The following is a 16,092-nucleotide window of genomic DNA, read 5'->3' on the forward strand; positions in this document are numbered from 1 at the left end:
CATTTCATTCAACCGGTACTGATCAGTGCGCTCACGAAGGGACGCGCCCCAGTACGTTCCAGCCAGGTCTCAGGCAACCAGGAAGTCGACCGCTCCCGACTTGGCCGCTCTGACCAGATCGGCGATCGCGGCGGTGGTGCAGATGAGGGCGGGGCCGTCGGGGTCCGTCGACTGCCTCAGCGCCACCCTCCCCCCGCCGAGTTTCTTCACCTCGACACAGTTTCCGTTATTGCTGCCGCTCCACGGTTTGTGCCACCCCTCGGTTCCCAGATCACCTGTGGCGTTCATCGTGTGCTTCATCATTCCCACTCCTTGCGGACGTCCGAAAGGAATTCCCTGGTGCGCCCCTTGGACATGGCTTGGGCGCTCATCCGGTCGAGCACTTCGCGGTGCAGCGCGACTTCCCTCCGGTCTTCGCTGTACTGGGCGCCGCCGAGATTGTCCGTTCCGACGATGTCCGGGAAATCCGGCATCGGAAGACGGAAGAGAGTGAAGGGGCCGAAGGCGCCCGGGTGCAGTCCGGCGGTGAAGGGCAGCACCTGAAGTGTGACGTTCGACAGGTCCGTCACCTCGATCAGACGGTCGATCTGGGCCTTCATGACCTCGTGTCCGCCGGCCGGCCGCCGCAGGACGGTCTCGTCCATGACGATCCACAGCCGGGGCGCAGCCGGGCTCCGGCGGGTGAGCAGCGCCTGACGCTCCATCCGCAGTGCCACACGCCGGGTCAGTTCCTCCGGCGTCGGGTGGGGCCGGCTCAGCCTCAGGACGTCGCGGGCGTAGTCCTCGGTCTGGAGGAGTCCCGGGACGACGTGGGGTTCGTAACCCCGTATGTGGGTGGCCGAGTTCTCCAGGCTGACGTGCACCGCGAACCAGTCCGGCAGGGCGTCACGGTAACTCTTCCACCAGCCGGGCTGGTTGGCCTGGTCGGTCAGGGCGAGGAACTCCCGGGCCTCGTCCTCCGGTACGCCGTAGATCTCCAACAGCGCCTTGACCGTGGCCCACTTCAGGGTGACCTTGGCCTGCTCCGTCCTGGTGACCGTGGTGTGGGCCTGGCGCAGCCTGGCACCGACGTCCTGTGCCGAGAGGCCCTTGGCCCGCCGAAGTTCCTGGAGCCGTCTGCCCAGAACCATCTGAAGAACGGTCGGGGCCGACCGCGGTGCGCTCACGTCGCATGCCTCCTCGAACGGCCGGTCGCCGAGCAGTCTGCCACGGGCCCCACCCCGCGGACAGGCGCACAGCGAGGTTGCGCACTGTGCAAAGTGACGGGTTGCCAGAGCGCTCGCGGGGCAACCATAGTGACGGGGTGACCAGGTTTCCCCGGACCGCACGCCAGGCGCCGGCTACGCCTGGCCACGTGGACACCTGTCATGACCGCTCCCCCAGCTCACGGCATCCGGTGTTCCCCCACGTTAGGAATCGTTCGTGGCCTTAACCGACGCCACCCCCACGGCCGGTGGCACCCCTCCCCCCGACCTCGGCGGCGCCGCCTGCCGAGCCGCCTACTTCCTGCCCTCCGACCGCAGAACCGTCGGGAGGGCCCGTCACCTCGTGACGGAGCAGCTCGACGTCTGGGGTGTCGTCCCGGACACCTGCGACACAGCGGCCCTTGTGGTGAGCGAGCTTCTCACCAACGCCGTCCTCCACACGAGCAGCCGGAGAGTCGCCTGCACCCTGGGAGCCACACCGGACCTGGTGCTGATCCAGGTCACGGACGACGGCAGCGGTCCGTCCGTGCCCCGGACGCGACGGGCCGATGCCCGGGACGAGGCAGGACGCGGGCTGCTGCTGGTCAAGGCGATGTCGGAACGCTGGGGGGTGGAGGTCACCGAATACGGGGACGGCCGGACCGTATGGGCGACGCTGCGCACGACCCGGCCCTGAGCCCACAGCCGCACAGCCGGTCCGCCCGGCCGTCGCCGCCCGGTCCGCGCTCTGACATCATGAACCAAACGGAACTCCGCTCCGGAATGAGGGTACGGAACCACGTTCCGTGCAGCAGGTCCGGCGGCGGAGGGAGCGACACGGTGAGCGACACCGACGGCAGGGACAGCGAGGAAGCGGGGCGCGCGGGCCGGCCCAAGCGGACGGACGCCCGGCGCAACGAGAAGGCGCTGCTCGACGCGGCGGCCACCGTCTTCGTCACGTCGGGCGTGGATGCGCCGGTGCGCGACATCGCGGCCGAGGCCGGTGTCGGGGTGGGCACGATCTACCGCCACTTCCCGACCCGGGCGGATCTCATCATCGCCGTCTACCGGCACCAGGTCGAGGCCTGCGCCGAGGCCGGCCCGGCCCTCCTGGAGAGCAGCGCGACGCCGTACGCGGCGCTGCGGGAATGGATCGGTCTCTTCGTCGACTTCCTGGTCACCAAGCACGGACTCGCCGGTGTGCTGCAGTCCGACAACGCCGGCTTCGAGACGCTGCACGCCTACTTCCTCGACCGGCTCGTGCCCGTGTGTTCCCAACTGCTCGCCACCGCGGCCGCGGCCGGTGAGATCCGCCCCGACGTGGAGGCCTACGCGCTCATGCGCGGCGTGGGGAACCTCTGCATCGGCGCGGACAGCGATCCCCGCTACGACGCACGCCCGCTGGTCGACCTCCTGATCACCGGGCTGCGGCAACCGCGCTGACGCCCGTGGGTGCCCCTTCTCGCCGCTACGTTTCCATGCCGGCCGGCCGCGGCCATGAAGCACCGGCTGCGGCCTCCCCGGGTGGGAGACTGCCGGGATGATCGACCGCGCGTTCGCCGTCCGCCTCGTCGAGGCGTAGTGGGAGCGGTGCAGTGGGAGCGGTGCAGTGGGAGCGGTGCAGTGGGAGCGGTGCAGTGGGAGCGGTGCAGTTCGCCGATGGCGACCTGGGCGCCGCCGCCGCCGCTGCGGCTGAGCAGTGCCACGGGAATCCGCAGTCGTGCCGGCACCGCCCGCAGGACCTCACTCCCCGGCCGGTCAGCGGTTGCCGGCCTCCCTCGCCGCCTGCTCCAGCCGGTCTCGGTGGGCCTCCCACCAGGCAGCGTCATCGGACGGCAGGGCGCTCGCTCCCTTCCCCCAGCCGACGGCCCCGTCGATGAGCTCCCGCAGGATGTCCGCGTGGCCGGCGTGCCGGTGGGTGTCGGCGATCACGCGCACCAGGAGGTGGTGCAGTGTGGTCTCGCTCCGCTCCTTCGGCCACCACGGGACATGGCCGACGGTGTCGAGCGCGAGTGCCGCGAACGTGCTGTCCGCGTGCTCCCAGGCACGGTGGTAGAGCGCGACGATCTCCTCGCGCGACTCGTCCGCGGTGGCCCACATGTCCGCGTTGGGTTCGGCGTCCTGCGTGTACCACCAGGACGGCGGATCCTGATGGAAGAACGGCCGGCCGAACACGTCGCCGAAGTAACCCAGTTCCACTCCGGCGGCGTGCTTGACCAGCCCCAGCAGGTTGGTACCGGTGGGCGTCAGCGGGCGGCGGACGTCGTACTCCGGGAGCCCTTCGAGTTTCCACACCAGGGCTTCCCTGGCGTCCTGCAGATACCGGGTCAGGTCCGCTTTCGGGTTCGGTTCCGTCATGCCCCGCAGTCTCGCACCGGGCACTGACAGCCGGGCGTCCGGCGCCGAGGGCCAGGGCGGCCGGGGTCATCGTCCGAGGGCGGAGGAGAACGCGTTGCGGATGTCGGACTTCGACGGCGTGACGTACTTGTCCGAGGGGATGACGCCGTAGGTGAAGAAGAGCGACGGGCAGGTGGAGCCGCTGATCTGCACCGTGCGGTCGACGACGCGCTTGCCGGTGCGCAGCGCGTACACCTTCACCGGGAGCGAGATCCTGCGGAACGTGACGTCGGTGATCCGCCCGCTGGTCTCGCTGCGGTAGGGGCAGGTGCGGACGGCGCTCCCGAAGCCCTGTTGGCCCACGCACACCACCAGTGAGGCCTTCGCCGCGTCGGTGGTCCGCCAGGCGCCGGGAAGCTTGCCCGAGTGCTCGCTGTCTCCCAGGAACAGGGACCGGCCGGAGCCCGCGCGGCGGGCGGGAGCCCCCTCGTACTTCGCCGGATCCTCGCAGTAGCGGTTCTCGCGCACCAACTCCTGCACCTCGTCCAGTTGCAGGGCCAGCACGGCCTTCCTGATCGCCTTGCGGGCCCGGCCCTCATGGCTGTCGCCGGGGTACTCGTCCAGCAGCCGCTGGTAGCGGGACTCCGCCTGCGACCACTCCTGCGTGCCCATCAGGGCGTCGCCGCAGCCCATCAGTGCGGCCGGAGCGAGCCGGTCGGCGGTCTCGGAGGAACGGTCCAGGACCTGCTGACCCGGCTCGGACTCCCGGTCTCCGAGCCAGTCCGTGATCCGGACCGTCTCGCAGGCGTCGTCGGTGGGCAGCCCGTCCAGGAAACGGTCCAGGGAGGCCCCGACCGTGGCGTCGTTGCGGGAGTCCTCCTTCAGGATCGAGGCCAGCAGGCGGAAGCCCGAGGTCAGGTCGTCCTGGTCGCCGTTCAGTCCGGCGGCCAGCCGGGTTTGCGCCGTTTCCAGTCGCTCACAGGTGTCGACCGCCGTGTCGCCGCGTGCGGCCACCGGGGCCGCGGCGAGCCTGTGCCCCGCCCACACCCGTTCCTGGGCCTTGGTCACCGCCCCGCAGTCACCGTCCGCGCGTGCCCGGGCGATGTCGTCCTCGATGCCGTGGGCGTCGAACCGCAGCAGCCCCACCCCCAGCAGCACCGCGACGGAGAGGCCGAGCGCGACCAGGCGCTGCGCCGTCCGCGGGCTGCCCCTCCGACGCCGGGCGAGCAGCCATCCGTGCGCCACGACCGCCGCCCACCACAGCAGCAGGAGCACCTCGCTCCAGGTATCGGCGGTCGCGGCCGTCGTCCAGACCAGCGCGAGGGTGACCACCGCGGCGGTCCAGAACAATCCATGGCGGCGCATCAGCAGATAGCCCACCCCCAGGAGGGACGCGTTGCCGAGAGCGACCGCGAGCGGATCGTGCCGCACCGGATCCTGGAACGACGCTCCCTGCGACGGCGGGTCGTGGGCGGGCGGGCCCGGCAGATCCTGCGGGGCCCCGGGGCTGTGCGGAGGTGCGGGCGGCCGGGTCGGAATCGACGGCGCGGGCGGTTCGGTCGGCTTCGGTGGTGCGGAGGGGTCGGTCGGCACAGGTGGTGCGAAGGGGTCGGTCGGCACAGGTGGCGCGGACGGGTCGTCGTCCGGTCCGGTGGGCGGCGGCGGAAAGGTCATCGGTCCCCCAGGTGACGATCGTCGTACGGGGCGGGACGGGCGTGTCACGGCTCGTCCGGCAGGCGGGAGTGCCGCGCGCGGCTCCCGCTTCCTCCACAGGCCGGCTCTCCAAGGCGTCCCCGCCCTCCCCGGCACCTCCATTCCACCGCGTTCCAGCGTTGATCAGCACCCCTGCGGCAGCACTGAATCATCCCCAACCAGCTTGTACAGCAGGCCCGTTGCCCTTTTTACCGTTTCGCCGACCGGCTGGTGCCCCCGTCACGGGCCGCCGCGGCCAGGTGTCAGCCGGTGCGACGGCGGATCGACTTGAAGGCGGCGTATCGGGCCAGGCCCTCGACGGAACTCCTCACGGGCGATCCGCATGTCCGCCTCCGGGGCACCTCGTCCTCGGGCCCCCTGGGCCGGCCGGCGCCGTGGAGGAGGACCGCGGGCGGCACGACGTCGTGGTCGGCTTCGGAGCGCGGATCGCACAGCGCGGCGGCGGGTCCGTAGGAGAGCAGGTGTGGTGGCCGTCGTCGCTCCGTCCAGGAAGGTGGTCGACGGCCGGTCGCCGTACGGCGTCGTCCTCGGGCCCGAAGCCCACGGTGCCGGGTGCGTCCGCCCGGCCGGGGAGGGGGCCGGGGGCGTCCTCCCCGAGCCGGTCGGTGGCCGGTTCCCGGCGGGACGGCGCCTTGGTCATCGCCCTTCCGGCCAGCCCGTGTAGGCCTCGGCGAGGTAGGTCGAGCCCGCGGTCGAGCCGGTCACCGCGGCCAGCTCGCCCTCCTGGCGCCGTATGTCGAAGGGGGTGGCTTCCGGCAGGGTGTGCAGCATGGTGGTCATCCAGTACGAGAAGTGCTGGGCCTTCCAGACCCGGCCGAGCGCCCGTTCGCTGTAGGTCCCCAGTGGGGCGGTGTCACCGCTCGCGACCGCTCGCTCGAGTTCCTCGGCCAGGACCCGCACATCGGCGAGCGCCAGGTTGAGACCCTTGGCGCCGGTCGGCGGCACCGTGTGCGCGGCATCGCCGGCCAGCACCAGCCGCCCGTGGTGCATCGGCTCCTGGACGAAGCTGCGGAACGGAAGCACCGTCCTCGAGGTGATCGGCCCCTCCTTGAGGGTGTGCCCGTTGGCTCCCACACGGGACTGCAGTTCCTCCCAGATCCGGTCGTCGGACCAGGCGGCGGCGTCCTCGGCGGGGTCGCACTGGAAGTACATCCGCTGGACGGTCTCGGTGCGCCGGCTGATCAGCGCGAAGCCGCGCGGCGAGTGGTTGTAGATCAGCTCCGGAGCACTGGGCGGCGCCTCGGCGAGGATGCCGAACCAGGCGAACGGATACTCGCGGAAGTACTGCGTGCGCCGGGCCTGTGGCACCTCGCGACGGCACAGGCTGCGTGACCCGTCGGCGCCCACCAGGAAGTCCGCACGTATCTCGTGGGCGGTGCCGTCGGCGTCGGTGAACCGCATGGCCGGGGTGTCGGAGGTGAGGCCGTCCACCGACACCCCGGTGACGCCGAACCGGACGTCGCCGCCGTCGCGCTCGCGGGCGTCGGCGAGGTCGATGAAGACGTCCGTCTGGGGGTAGAGCTGGGTCGAGGCGCCGACCAGGCCCTGGAAGTCGATCCGGTGGGCGCCTCCTTTGAAGGCCAGTTCTATCCCGTCGTGGCGGTGGCCGTCGCGGTGCACCCGGTCACCGACGCCGGTGCCGGCCAGCAGGTCGACCGAGTCCTGCTCGAGGATCCCGGCGCGGTGGGTCTCCTCGATCTCGCGGCGGCTGCGCAGATCGACCGCTACGGAGTCGATCTCGGCACGGGCGAGCAGATGGGAGAGCATGAGCCCGGCGGGGCCGGCACCGACGATGCCGATCTGCGTACGACTGTGGACGCGCGAGGATGACATGGTCGACATTCTGCGTCCGTCCGGGCCGCCGGGCCAGGGACCTCTTCCGTCCGGTGGAGACGGATCGGCCGTCGCGGGCCCGGCCCATAATGGCCGGCCGAAGAGCGATCCGTGTTTCACACGGCTGACGGAGCAGGGCGGTAAGGAACATGTGGCCACGGGTCGGCGGTATGCGCGCACTGGAACTCGGCACCCCGGACGGACTGCGTGATGAGCTGAACTCTCTCGTTCTGGCCGGACGGAAGACCGCCACGACCGGCCTGCTGGCCGAGTACGTCGAGGAGACCGAGGGGCTGGAGTTCGTCGGTGAGCGGCTGGCCCTGCTGGACGACGACGGCCGTGCCGTCGCCACGATCGAGATCACCGGTGTGGATCTGACGTCCTTCGCGGAGGTCACATGGGAGCACGCCGCCGCCGAGGGCGAGGGCGACGCTTCCCTCGAGGACTGGCGGGCCGGCCATCGCCGCTTCTGGGAGCGCGAGGGCACCCCGGTGGAGGACGGCACTCCCCTCGTGTGCCTGACCTTCCGGGTGGTGCGGGCCGCCTGACCCTCCCGGCGATCCCTCGTCCTCTCCTCCCGACGACACCGCCGTCCCTGCTCACAGCGGGGGCGGCGGTGTCCTGCTGCGGGTCGGCCTTCGCCCTCGGCGTAGCAGACCTCCGCTTCGGACCAGTGGAGATCCGGCGTCCGTCCGTCCGTCCCGGAAACCAAACCTAGACAGGTGTCAAATTTTTGGTTAGGTTGGCCGGACTTCACCCGCTGGAAGGCAGAACTTGCCGTGACGCGGCAGGTCCACACCTCAACGACGAGGGGATCGACTATGGAACTCGACGGCAGGATCGCGGTCGTGACCGGTGCGGCATCGGGCATGGGCCTGGCCGCCGTGAAGGCCCTGGCGGGAGCCGGCGCCACGGTCTACGGAATGGATCTGAGGCAGGAGAATCTCGACCGCGCCTTCGACGGCCTGGAGCGGGTTCGGGGCCATGCCGCGGACGTGTCCGACTCCGCCGCGGTGAACCGGGTCTTCGACCGGGTCCGGGAGGACCACGGCCGGCTGCACATCCTCGTGAACGCCGCCGGTGTCGCCACGCCGAACAAGGAGAAGCAGGCGTGGGTGGACGGGATCAACCACCGGATGACCGAGTCCTCCAAGACCGGTGAGACCTACCACCCGGAGTTCCTGGGCGGCATCTCCGACGAGGACTTCGACCGGGTCGTCGCGATCAACCTCAACGGCACCTTCTACGCGATCCGTGCCGCCGTGCCGCTGCTGAAGGAGAGCGGCAGCGGTTCGATCATCAACTTCGCCTCCGTGGCAGGGCTCATCGGTCTGCCGATGCCCGCCTACTACCCGGCGTCCAAGGCCGCGGTCGTGGGCCTCACCAAGGCGGTCGCGGCCGAACTCGCCCCGTTCGACATCCGGGTCAACGCCCTGGCCCCGGCCGGCATCAGGACCCCCATGCTCACGGCGTCCGGCGACGACCACGTCCAGGCGCTGCTCTCCCTCCAGCCGCTGAAGCGGCTGGCGGAGCCCGACGAGATCGGCCGCACGGTTCTCTTCCTCGCCTCGGACGCGGCGGGGCACTACACCGGCCAGACGCTGGCGCCCTCCGGCGGCGCCCTCATGCTCTGACGCGCCTCGCCGACACCCTCAGCACACCGGACGGAGAAGAACCAGTGCAGCACACCGAGGCCCCTGAACCCACTGTCGCCCTCACCGGGACGCCCGGCGTCGAACGCCGCCTCCTCGAGGTCCTGGACCACACCATCCGCGCGGACATCGCGGACGGCGCCTACCACGGGGCGAACATCATCGTGGCCCGCCACGGCCGGGTCGCCCTGCGGGGCACCTACGGTCTGGCCGATGTCGACACCGGCCGCCCGACCCGGCGCGACGACGTCTACCGCATCCTGTCCATGTCCAAGGGCTTCACCAACGCTCTGGTCTTCCGGGCGCTCAGCGAGGGCAGGCTGATGCTCTCCACGCGTGTCGTCGACCTCATTCCCGAGTTCTTCGGCACCGAGCCGTTCCGTGCGGCGCGCAAGGACCGGATCAACCTCGCCCATCTGCTCACGCACCGGGCCGGCATGCCCGCCACGCCCAACCCGGGCCTGGGCCCTGAGGGCTTCGCCGTGCTCGCCGATGTCATCGAGGCACTGGCCGGCGTCGACGTCGTGCACGAGCCGGGCACGAACCTGAACTACTCGGCGGCCATCAACCACGCGCTCATGGGCGAGATGGCCCGGCGCGCCTACGGTGCCGACTCGTTCCGGGAGCTCATGCGGGAGAAGGTCTTCGACCCCGTCGGCATGGCACACACCCGGTTCGGGATGCCCGAGAAATGGCGTGACCAGGGCGTGCCGCTGAAGGTCATCGTCGCCAACGACTCCTGGCTCAAGCCCGAGGACATCGAGTGCCTCAACGACGTCATCGACCGCGAGGACGCCGAGATGCCGTGGGTCGGCGCGGTGTCCACCATCGACGACGTCTTCGCGTTCACCGAAATGCTGCGCAACAAGGGGCGCACCGCTTCCGGGGAGCAGCTCATCGGGGAGTCGGTGCTGGACTTCGCCGTGACCAACCAGACCGGCGACCAGATCAACGACCTGTACGGGATGGTCGCCGCCGCCCGCAAGTGGGACCTCCCGCCGGGGAACATGGGCCTGGGCATGGCCCTTGCCGGCACGGGGACGCACGCGCGTTTCTTCGGCCCCTTCGTCTCCCCGGGCACCTTCGGCTCGTACGGGGCCGGTTCCTCCCTGCTGTGGGTGGACCCCGCCTCGGGCATGTCCTTCTGTTTCCTCTCCTCCGGGGTGATGGACGAGGGGGACAACGTCGCCCGGTTCCAGAAGCTCTCGTCGATCGCCGCCTCCGCGGCAACCAGCGTCTGACCAGCGAAAGGACCAGGCCATGACGTCACTGCAGGAAGAGGCCCGCCCGGTGGGCCGCTGCCCCGTCGCCCACGGTTTCGACGCGATGGGCGACGACTACTACCGCGACCCGGCCGGTCACCTGGCCACGGTCCGGGACACCTCGCCGGTGTTCTGGTACCCGCACCTCAACGCGTGGATCGTGACGCGGCGGGACGACTGTCTCACCGTTCTCTCGGACTGGCGGACCTACTCCTCGGCAGCGAACTCGGCCGCGGACGTGCCGGAGAAGCACCACGGGATCTACCCGCCGGATCTCGTGTCGAAGATGATCGTGGGGCAGGACCCGCCCGGCCACACGGATGCTCGTTCCGTGGCCCAGCGGGGCTTCGTCAAGGAGCGCATGGACCGGCTGCAGCCGGAGATCGAGGCCAGGGCGCACCGCATCATCGACCGGTTCGAGAACCGGGGTTCGGCGAATCTGCTCGAGGAGTACTCGCTGGAGCTGACGACCCAGACGATCATGGCGCTGCTGGGTCTCGGCTACGAGCACGAGGCGATGCTGCGGCAGTTGCGCGACGACCTGTTCGCCGTGCTGTCGTCCGCGCACGAGCCGCTGCCCGAGCCGGGGCGCAGTGAGGTGTGGGACCGCTTCGTCGAGGCCAACCTGACGCTGCGTGCCATCGTGGACGAACGACGCGACTCCGACGCGGACGACATCATCTCCGTGATGGCGTCGGCCAGGGCGAAGGACGGCTCGTACGCGCTGCCCACGCCGCAGATCGCCCTGCATGTCTCCGAGTTCGCCGCGGCCGGCACGGACACCACCGCCCAGGCGATGACCAACGCGGTGATCTTCCTTTCCCAGAACCCCCAGGCGTTGCAGGACGCGCTCGCCGAACCGGAGCTGTGGCCCCGGGTCTTCGAGGAGACGGTGCGGCGCCGCCCGTCCTCGACGTTCACCTCCCGCCGGGTGACACGCGACGTGGAGCTGTCGGGCGTGAAGATCTCGGCCGGTGACATGGTGTGGGTCGCGCTGGCCTCGGCCAACACCGACCCCCTGCACGTCGACCGTCCCTTCGAGTTCGACATCCACCGCCCCGACCCCGAGGATCACCTGGCCTTCACCGCCGGACGGCACACCTGCCTGGGCAATCCGCTCGCCCGGGTCCAGGGGGCGACAGGGCTGCGGGTGCTCTTCGAACGGCTGCCGTCGCTGCGTCCCGACGACACCGACGAGCTGGACTTCCTGCGCATGGCCCTGCTCCCGGTACGCCGTTCGCTGCACGTGCACTGGGACGTCGCGGACGTCGAGCGGTCCCGGACGCGCACCGTGCGCACGCTCGACCTGGAGGTGATGGAACGCACCGAGGCGTCGGACGGCGTCGTCGCCCTGACCCTGAGCCACCCGGACGGCGGGGACCTGCCGCCGTGGAAGGCCGGCGCCCACATCGACGTCCATGTACCCCGGGGGGACAGTGGGGACAACGGGGAGGACGAGCCGTGGGTGCGCCAGTACTCGCTGGCCTCCGACCCCGAGGACCGCACCACGTACCGCATCGGTGTGCTGCGGGAGGAGGCCGGCCGGGGCGGGTCGGCGGCGGTGCACGACGCGCTGACCGCCGGGTCCCGGGTCACCGTGTCCTGGCCGCGCAACAACTTCCGGCTCCTGCCCTCGCCCCGCTATCTCTTCGTCGCCGGGGGCATCGGCATCACCCCGGTCCTGCCCATGATCAGGGAGGCCGAGCGTGCCGGGGCCGAGTGGGACCTCGTCTACGGCGGGCGCACCCGCACGTCGATGGCCTTCTGCGACGAGCTGGCCGCCCACGGCGGCCGGGTCACGCTGGTCCCGCAGGACCGGGACGGGCTGATCGACCTGGCCGGTCTGCTCGGTGAGGTGCGTGACGACACGCTCGTCTACGCGTGCGGGCCCGAGCCCCTGTTGCGCGCCGTCGAGGAGAACACCGCCCACTGGCCGAAGAACTCCCTGCGCATGGAGCGGTTCGCTCCCAAGCCCGTGGAACGCACCCTTCCCGACACTCCGTTCCAGGTGGAGTTCGCGGAGTCGGGGACGGTCGTCGAGGTCGGCGCGGACGAGACGATCCTTCAGGCCGCGGAGAAGGCCGGGCTGCCGACGGTGTCCTCGTGCAAGACCGGGACGTGCGGCACCTGCGAGACGCGCATCGTCTCCGGCCGCGCCGACCACCGGGACTCGATCCTCACCGCGTCGGAACAGGAGACCAACGAGACCATGCTGATCTGCGTGTCCCGGGCCGAGGCCGGGTGCCCGCGGCTGGTGCTCGGCGGCTGACTCCGGCGGCGCCGCCCGCTTCCTCCCGCCGCTCCGTCGGGAAACCCGTGACCCGGGTTTCCCGACGGAGTCATGTCGGCCGCCCCGGCCGCCCCGGCCTGGCCGGCCGTCTCAGTCGTCGAACAGCTGGGCCCATTGCCGGGCCAGCGAGGTGAGGATCAGTTCCTCCCGCTCCTTGTGGCCGCGGATGTACAGGAAGTAGAAGTTGCGCTCCAGGCTCATCATGAGCGTGGCCATGTGCACTTCGCGTTCCGTCCGCTCATCCTCCGTCCCACCGTCGAGATGGAGCGCGGCGTGGGCCGACGAGACACGCTGGATCAGGCCCAGCCACTCCTCGAGCACCTCTTGGTCGATGGCCATGGCCTGGTCGACGGCCTCGAACTCCGTGGCGTAGCGCAGCCACATCCCGCGGGCGGTCCCCAGCCACTCCCGCAGGGCCTCGGGGGTGTGCCCCGGCATCCCGTCCAGCACTTCGTAGAGCTCGGCGACCTCGGCCTCGATCTCGGTCATGCGGGCCCTGATGATCTGGGACTTGCTGTTGAAGTACAGGTACAGGTTGGCCCGGCTGCTGCCGGCCGCGGCCGCGATCTGGGCCATGGACGTGCTCCCGTAGCCCCGTTCCTTGAAGAGGCGCAGAGCCTCGTCGACGAAACGCTGACGCGTGGCAATGCTCTTGGCCGTGCGGTTGGCTGCCATGCGGAGTACCTGGCTCACAGAAAGAAGCTGACGGATCGAAACACCCGGGGGTCGCCGGGAACAGCGCCCGGCTCACCCGCCGAGGGGCGGGGCGGTACGGCACTGCCGGTGAAGTGTAGCCATTCGGGTGAACCGTACGGTGGGGACACTCCACGGTGCCATGCCGGTCGGGTTCGGTGGGCGCCTGATCGCGGCGGCCCCGACCGGTCCCACCGTACGGAACACCTGGGAACAGCATGCCGCCCGTCGGCAGCCGAGGAAGTCCCGACTCATCTCCTGCCAGGGGCATTTGAAGCTGCTCGGCCCACCGTCGAGCGGGGTGGCGTCCGGGCGGGTCCGCGTCCCGGCCGCAGCCTCCCCCTCACCCGAACGGCGCAACAAAGCGGCACCCGGAGCGCCAAAACGTAAGCGGAACGTGATGCTTCGAACGCGGGGGGTGGCCCACCGGAAGGAACCACATGCACCACATACTGCGCGGGCCGGTGACGACTGCGCTCGTCCTGGCCCTCGGCGCATCTCTGTCCGGCGCCGCTGTCACGGGCGGAGACCCCGCCGCGAACGGGAACACGGACGCCGCGACCCCTCCGTCCCACACCACCGCGCCGCCTGTGTCACCCGCCTCGGGGACGTTCACCAAGCGGGTCGTGGCCACCGGGCTGAACGACCCCTACGAGATCGTCCGGGCCCCCGACGGAGCCCTGTGGGTCACCGAGAAGACCGGCAAGAAGGTCACCCGCGTCGACCCGAAGACCGGCGTCAAGACCACCCTGCTCAGCCTGCCGGAGGCCGTTCACAGCGAGGGCGGGCAGGACGGCGTGCTCGGCCTCGCCCTGGAGGAGCACGAGTCCGGCGCGCTGTACGCGTACGTCGCCTACAGCTACGACATCGACTCCACCCCGGGCGTGCAGGCCCGCACGAAGATCGAGCGCTACACCTACGACGCCGGCCGGCAGCGGCTGCACAGCCCGAAGGCCGTCATCGCCGGCATGCCGTCCGGCAACGACCACCAGTCGGCGCGGCTGCGCCTGGGACCGGACGGCAAGCTGTACTACACCATCGGTGACCAGGGCGTGAACCAGTTCGGCAGCACCTGCAGGCCCAGCTACACCATGCGGCTGCCCACCGCCCACGAGGTCGAGGGTCTGGACTGGATCGCCTACCAGGGCAAGACCCTGCGGCTGGACACCGACGGCTCCATCCCCTCGGACAACCCGGTCCTCGACGGCGTGCGCAGCCACGTCTACACCTACGGGCACCGCAACGCGCAGGGCCTGGCCTTCGGCCCCGACGGCACGCTCTACTCGAACGAGCAGGGCCCGAAGACCGACGACGAGATCAACATCCTGACCAAGGGCACCAACTACGGCTGGCCGAACGTCTCGGGGTACCGCGACGACAAGGCCTACGTCTACGCCAACTGGTCCGCCTCCTGGCCGACGCCGTGCGACGAGCTGACCTTCAGCAACTTCGAGATCCCCGCGACGGTCCCCGTGCAGGAGGAGAGCGACTTCGCCCGGCCCTTCATGGACCCGATCCACACCTTCGGCACCGTGGGCTCGGACTTCCGGTTCCAGAACCCCACATGCGCCCAGGGCGAGATGTGGTCGGTGTGCTGGCCCACCATCGCGCCCTCCAGCTTCGAGCACTACGGGACATCCAGGAAGTCCGCCGGGGCCACCGGAGAGGGCCTCCCCGGCTGGAACGACTCCCTGGTGATGACCACCCTCAAGGACGGCACCGTCTACCGCGTCGACCTCACGCCGGACGGCCGGGACGTCAGCAACGTCACCAAGCTCATCACGGAGGAGAACCGCTTCCGTGACACGGAGTTCAGCGCCGACGGCAGGTCCCTCTTCGCCGCGACCGACTCCGCGGGCCCCGTCCGCGACCAGCGGGGCGCTCCGTCGACCGACCCGCTGGAGAACCCGGGCGCGATCATCGAGTACCGCTGGGAGAGCTGACCCGGTACGCCTCGGCCCGCTCCAGTACATCGAGGAACGCACGAAGTCGTCCTCGCCCCGTCCGGCCGGTGCCTCGCACCGGTCCGGGCTCCAAAGGGGCGAGGACACTTCCCGTCCCGCACGGGCCGGGCAGCCGTGCGGGACTGCCGGTGCACAACCCCTACGTGTCGGCGCCGTACGTCCCGTACTCGGGTGGTCCCGTTGTTTCGTAGGTGTGGACCGCCAGGCCGCGTGGTGTCGTCTCGTGTCGGACGAGGCGCAGGCCGGTCGGGGCGGTGCCGGCCGGGAAGAGACGGCGGCCGGTGCCGACCAGCACGGGGGCGATCACCAGGCGCAGTTCGTCGATCAGGCCGGCGGCCAGCAGGGACTGGGACAGCCGGGCGCTGCCGTGGAGCTGCAGCTCACGGCCCGGCCGCCGCTTCAGGTCGGCGACCTGCGCGGGGACGTCGCCGGCAAGGATAGTGCTCGGGTTCCAGTCGGCCTCGGTCAGGGTGTGGGAGGCCACGTACTTCGGCAGACCGTTCATGAGGGGGCCGAAGGGCGGGTCGGTCATCTTCGGCCAGTCCCGCGCGAAGTTCACGTACGTACGGCGACCCAGCAGCAGGGCGTCCGCCCTGCCGAGCCAGGTGGCGGCCAGCTGTTCGAAGGCCCCGTCCAGGTACGGCACGAACCAGCCGCCCCGGGTGAATCCGTCGCCGGTGTCCTCGTCCGGTGACCCCGGGCCCTGGTAGACGCCGTCCAGCGTCAGGAACTGCGTCAGCGTCAGCTTCATCGCGCACCGGTCCTCTCCTCGACGGGACGGCGCCCCTCGCGGTCCCTCACTGTTCTCCACCTCCTTGGACAGTGTGGCGCGCGAGAACTCATCGGTTCGGGCACCGCCTTCCGACGCGGCGCCGCACGGCGGGACGGCTGCGCGCCGGTGCGGCACCTCGCGCGTCCGGTGGTGTGTGCGCACGTCGTGCACGATGTGCGCCGATACCGCGAGTGCCGCATGAACTTTGTGATACGCCCCGCACTGTTCGTCAAAGCGTTACCGCAGAGCGGTGCCTCTCAAACTGGTTCATCTCCTCATGTACCAGGCTCACCCGCGGCATCGCCGTGGTCGGGCCCACCGTCCGGCTGGAGCTCGACGTACAGGCCCTGTACCGGACCCATGCCACCCCGGCACCGCCCCGGTAGGGACGA

Annotated in this window: 14 protein-coding genes and 1 pseudogene; 8 read left to right on the forward strand and 7 right to left on the reverse strand. The window is 70.5% G+C overall.

Annotated features, from left to right (window positions below; genetic code table 11):
• Positions 1–69: 69 nt before the first annotated feature.
• Both V4Y04_RS00870 and V4Y04_RS00875 read right to left on the reverse strand, forming a co-directional pair.
• Entirely contained in the window at positions 70–303 is a 234-nt protein-coding gene (locus V4Y04_RS00870) for a DUF397 domain-containing protein (RefSeq protein WP_443079929.1), read from the reverse strand.
• Positions 300–1,166: a helix-turn-helix domain-containing protein gene (locus V4Y04_RS00875; RefSeq protein ID WP_332425070.1), complete on the reverse strand. Its 867-nt coding sequence runs from the start codon at positions 1,164–1,166 to the stop codon at positions 300–302. Before V4Y04_RS00875 ends, V4Y04_RS00870 begins: the two co-directional genes overlap by 4 nt.
• 256 nt (positions 1,167–1,422) lie before the next feature.
• On the opposite strand from V4Y04_RS00875, the gene V4Y04_RS00880 reads away from it, so the two are divergent.
• Together V4Y04_RS00880 and V4Y04_RS00885 are read left to right on the forward strand one after the other, a co-directional pair.
• Positions 1,423–1,881 carry an ATP-binding protein gene (locus V4Y04_RS00880; protein WP_332425072.1) on the forward strand — a complete coding sequence of 153 codons (459 nt, stop codon included), beginning with the start codon at positions 1,423–1,425 and terminating at the stop codon, positions 1,879–1,881.
• Positions 1,882–2,024: 143 nt separating this feature from the next.
• Positions 2,025–2,627: a TetR/AcrR family transcriptional regulator gene (locus tag V4Y04_RS00885; protein WP_332425073.1), complete on the forward strand. Its 603-nt coding sequence runs from the start codon at positions 2,025–2,027 to the stop codon at positions 2,625–2,627.
• Between the two features lie 315 nt (positions 2,628–2,942).
• Here V4Y04_RS00885 and V4Y04_RS00890 read toward each other — a convergent pair whose 3' ends face one another.
• From V4Y04_RS00890 to V4Y04_RS00900, 3 genes are all read right to left on the reverse strand, one after another.
• On the reverse strand, positions 2,943–3,542 hold the full coding sequence (locus V4Y04_RS00890) for a DinB family protein (RefSeq protein ID WP_332425074.1): 600 nt from the start codon (positions 3,540–3,542) through the stop codon (positions 2,943–2,945).
• A 66-nt stretch (positions 3,543–3,608) separates the two neighbouring features.
• Positions 3,609–5,195: a hypothetical protein gene (locus tag V4Y04_RS00895; RefSeq protein ID WP_332425075.1), complete on the reverse strand. Its 1,587-nt coding sequence runs from the start codon at positions 5,193–5,195 to the stop codon at positions 3,609–3,611.
• Between the two features lie 675 nt (positions 5,196–5,870).
• Positions 5,871–7,067, reverse strand: a complete 1,197-nt coding sequence (locus tag V4Y04_RS00900; protein WP_332425077.1) for a 4-hydroxybenzoate 3-monooxygenase — start codon at positions 7,065–7,067, stop codon at positions 5,871–5,873.
• 170 nt (positions 7,068–7,237) lie between these two features.
• Between V4Y04_RS00900 and V4Y04_RS00905 the strand changes: the two genes are divergently transcribed.
• The 4 genes from V4Y04_RS00905 (at position 7,238) to V4Y04_RS00920 (ending at position 12,250) form a co-directional block, all read left to right on the forward strand.
• Positions 7,238–7,615, forward strand: a complete 378-nt coding sequence (locus V4Y04_RS00905) for an ASCH domain-containing protein (RefSeq protein WP_332425080.1) — start codon at positions 7,238–7,240, stop codon at positions 7,613–7,615.
• A gap of 273 nt (positions 7,616–7,888) precedes the next feature.
• Complete coding sequence (locus V4Y04_RS00910) at positions 7,889–8,701, forward strand: SDR family NAD(P)-dependent oxidoreductase (protein ID WP_332425081.1); 813 nt, start codon at positions 7,889–7,891, stop codon at positions 8,699–8,701.
• 44 nt (positions 8,702–8,745) lie between these two features.
• Entirely contained in the window at positions 8,746–9,960 is a 1,215-nt protein-coding gene (locus V4Y04_RS00915) for a serine hydrolase domain-containing protein (RefSeq protein ID WP_332425082.1), read from the forward strand.
• A gap of 19 nt (positions 9,961–9,979) precedes the next feature.
• Positions 9,980–12,250 (forward strand): cytochrome P450, encoded by a 2,271-nt coding sequence (locus V4Y04_RS00920; protein ID WP_332425083.1) that lies wholly within the window; start codon positions 9,980–9,982, stop codon positions 12,248–12,250.
• Between the two features lie 111 nt (positions 12,251–12,361).
• On the opposite strand, the gene V4Y04_RS00925 is transcribed toward V4Y04_RS00920, so the two are convergent.
• Positions 12,362–12,946, reverse strand: a complete 585-nt coding sequence (locus V4Y04_RS00925) for a TetR/AcrR family transcriptional regulator (protein WP_332425084.1) — start codon at positions 12,944–12,946, stop codon at positions 12,362–12,364.
• Positions 12,947–13,404: 458 nt separating this feature from the next.
• On the opposite strand from V4Y04_RS00925, the gene V4Y04_RS00930 reads away from it, so the two are divergent.
• Complete coding sequence (locus V4Y04_RS00930; protein WP_332425085.1) at positions 13,405–14,907, forward strand: glucose/sorbosone family PQQ-dependent dehydrogenase; 1,503 nt, start codon at positions 13,405–13,407, stop codon at positions 14,905–14,907.
• A 160-nt stretch (positions 14,908–15,067) separates the two neighbouring features.
• Here V4Y04_RS00930 and V4Y04_RS00935 read toward each other — a convergent pair whose 3' ends face one another.
• Entirely contained in the window at positions 15,068–15,679 is a 612-nt protein-coding gene (locus V4Y04_RS00935; protein ID WP_332425086.1) for a dihydrofolate reductase family protein, read from the reverse strand.
• Between the two features lie 308 nt (positions 15,680–15,987).
• Here V4Y04_RS00935 and V4Y04_RS37620 point away from each other — a divergent pair.
• A pseudogene (locus V4Y04_RS37620) lies at positions 15,988–16,086 on the forward strand (YceI family protein); the annotation flags it as partial.
• Between the last annotated feature and the right edge of the window lie 6 nt (positions 16,087–16,092).

The sequence above is a fragment of the Streptomyces sp. P9-A2 genome, assembly GCF_036634175.1.
Lineage (GTDB): Bacteria > Actinomycetota > Actinomycetes > Streptomycetales > Streptomycetaceae > Streptomyces > Streptomyces pratens.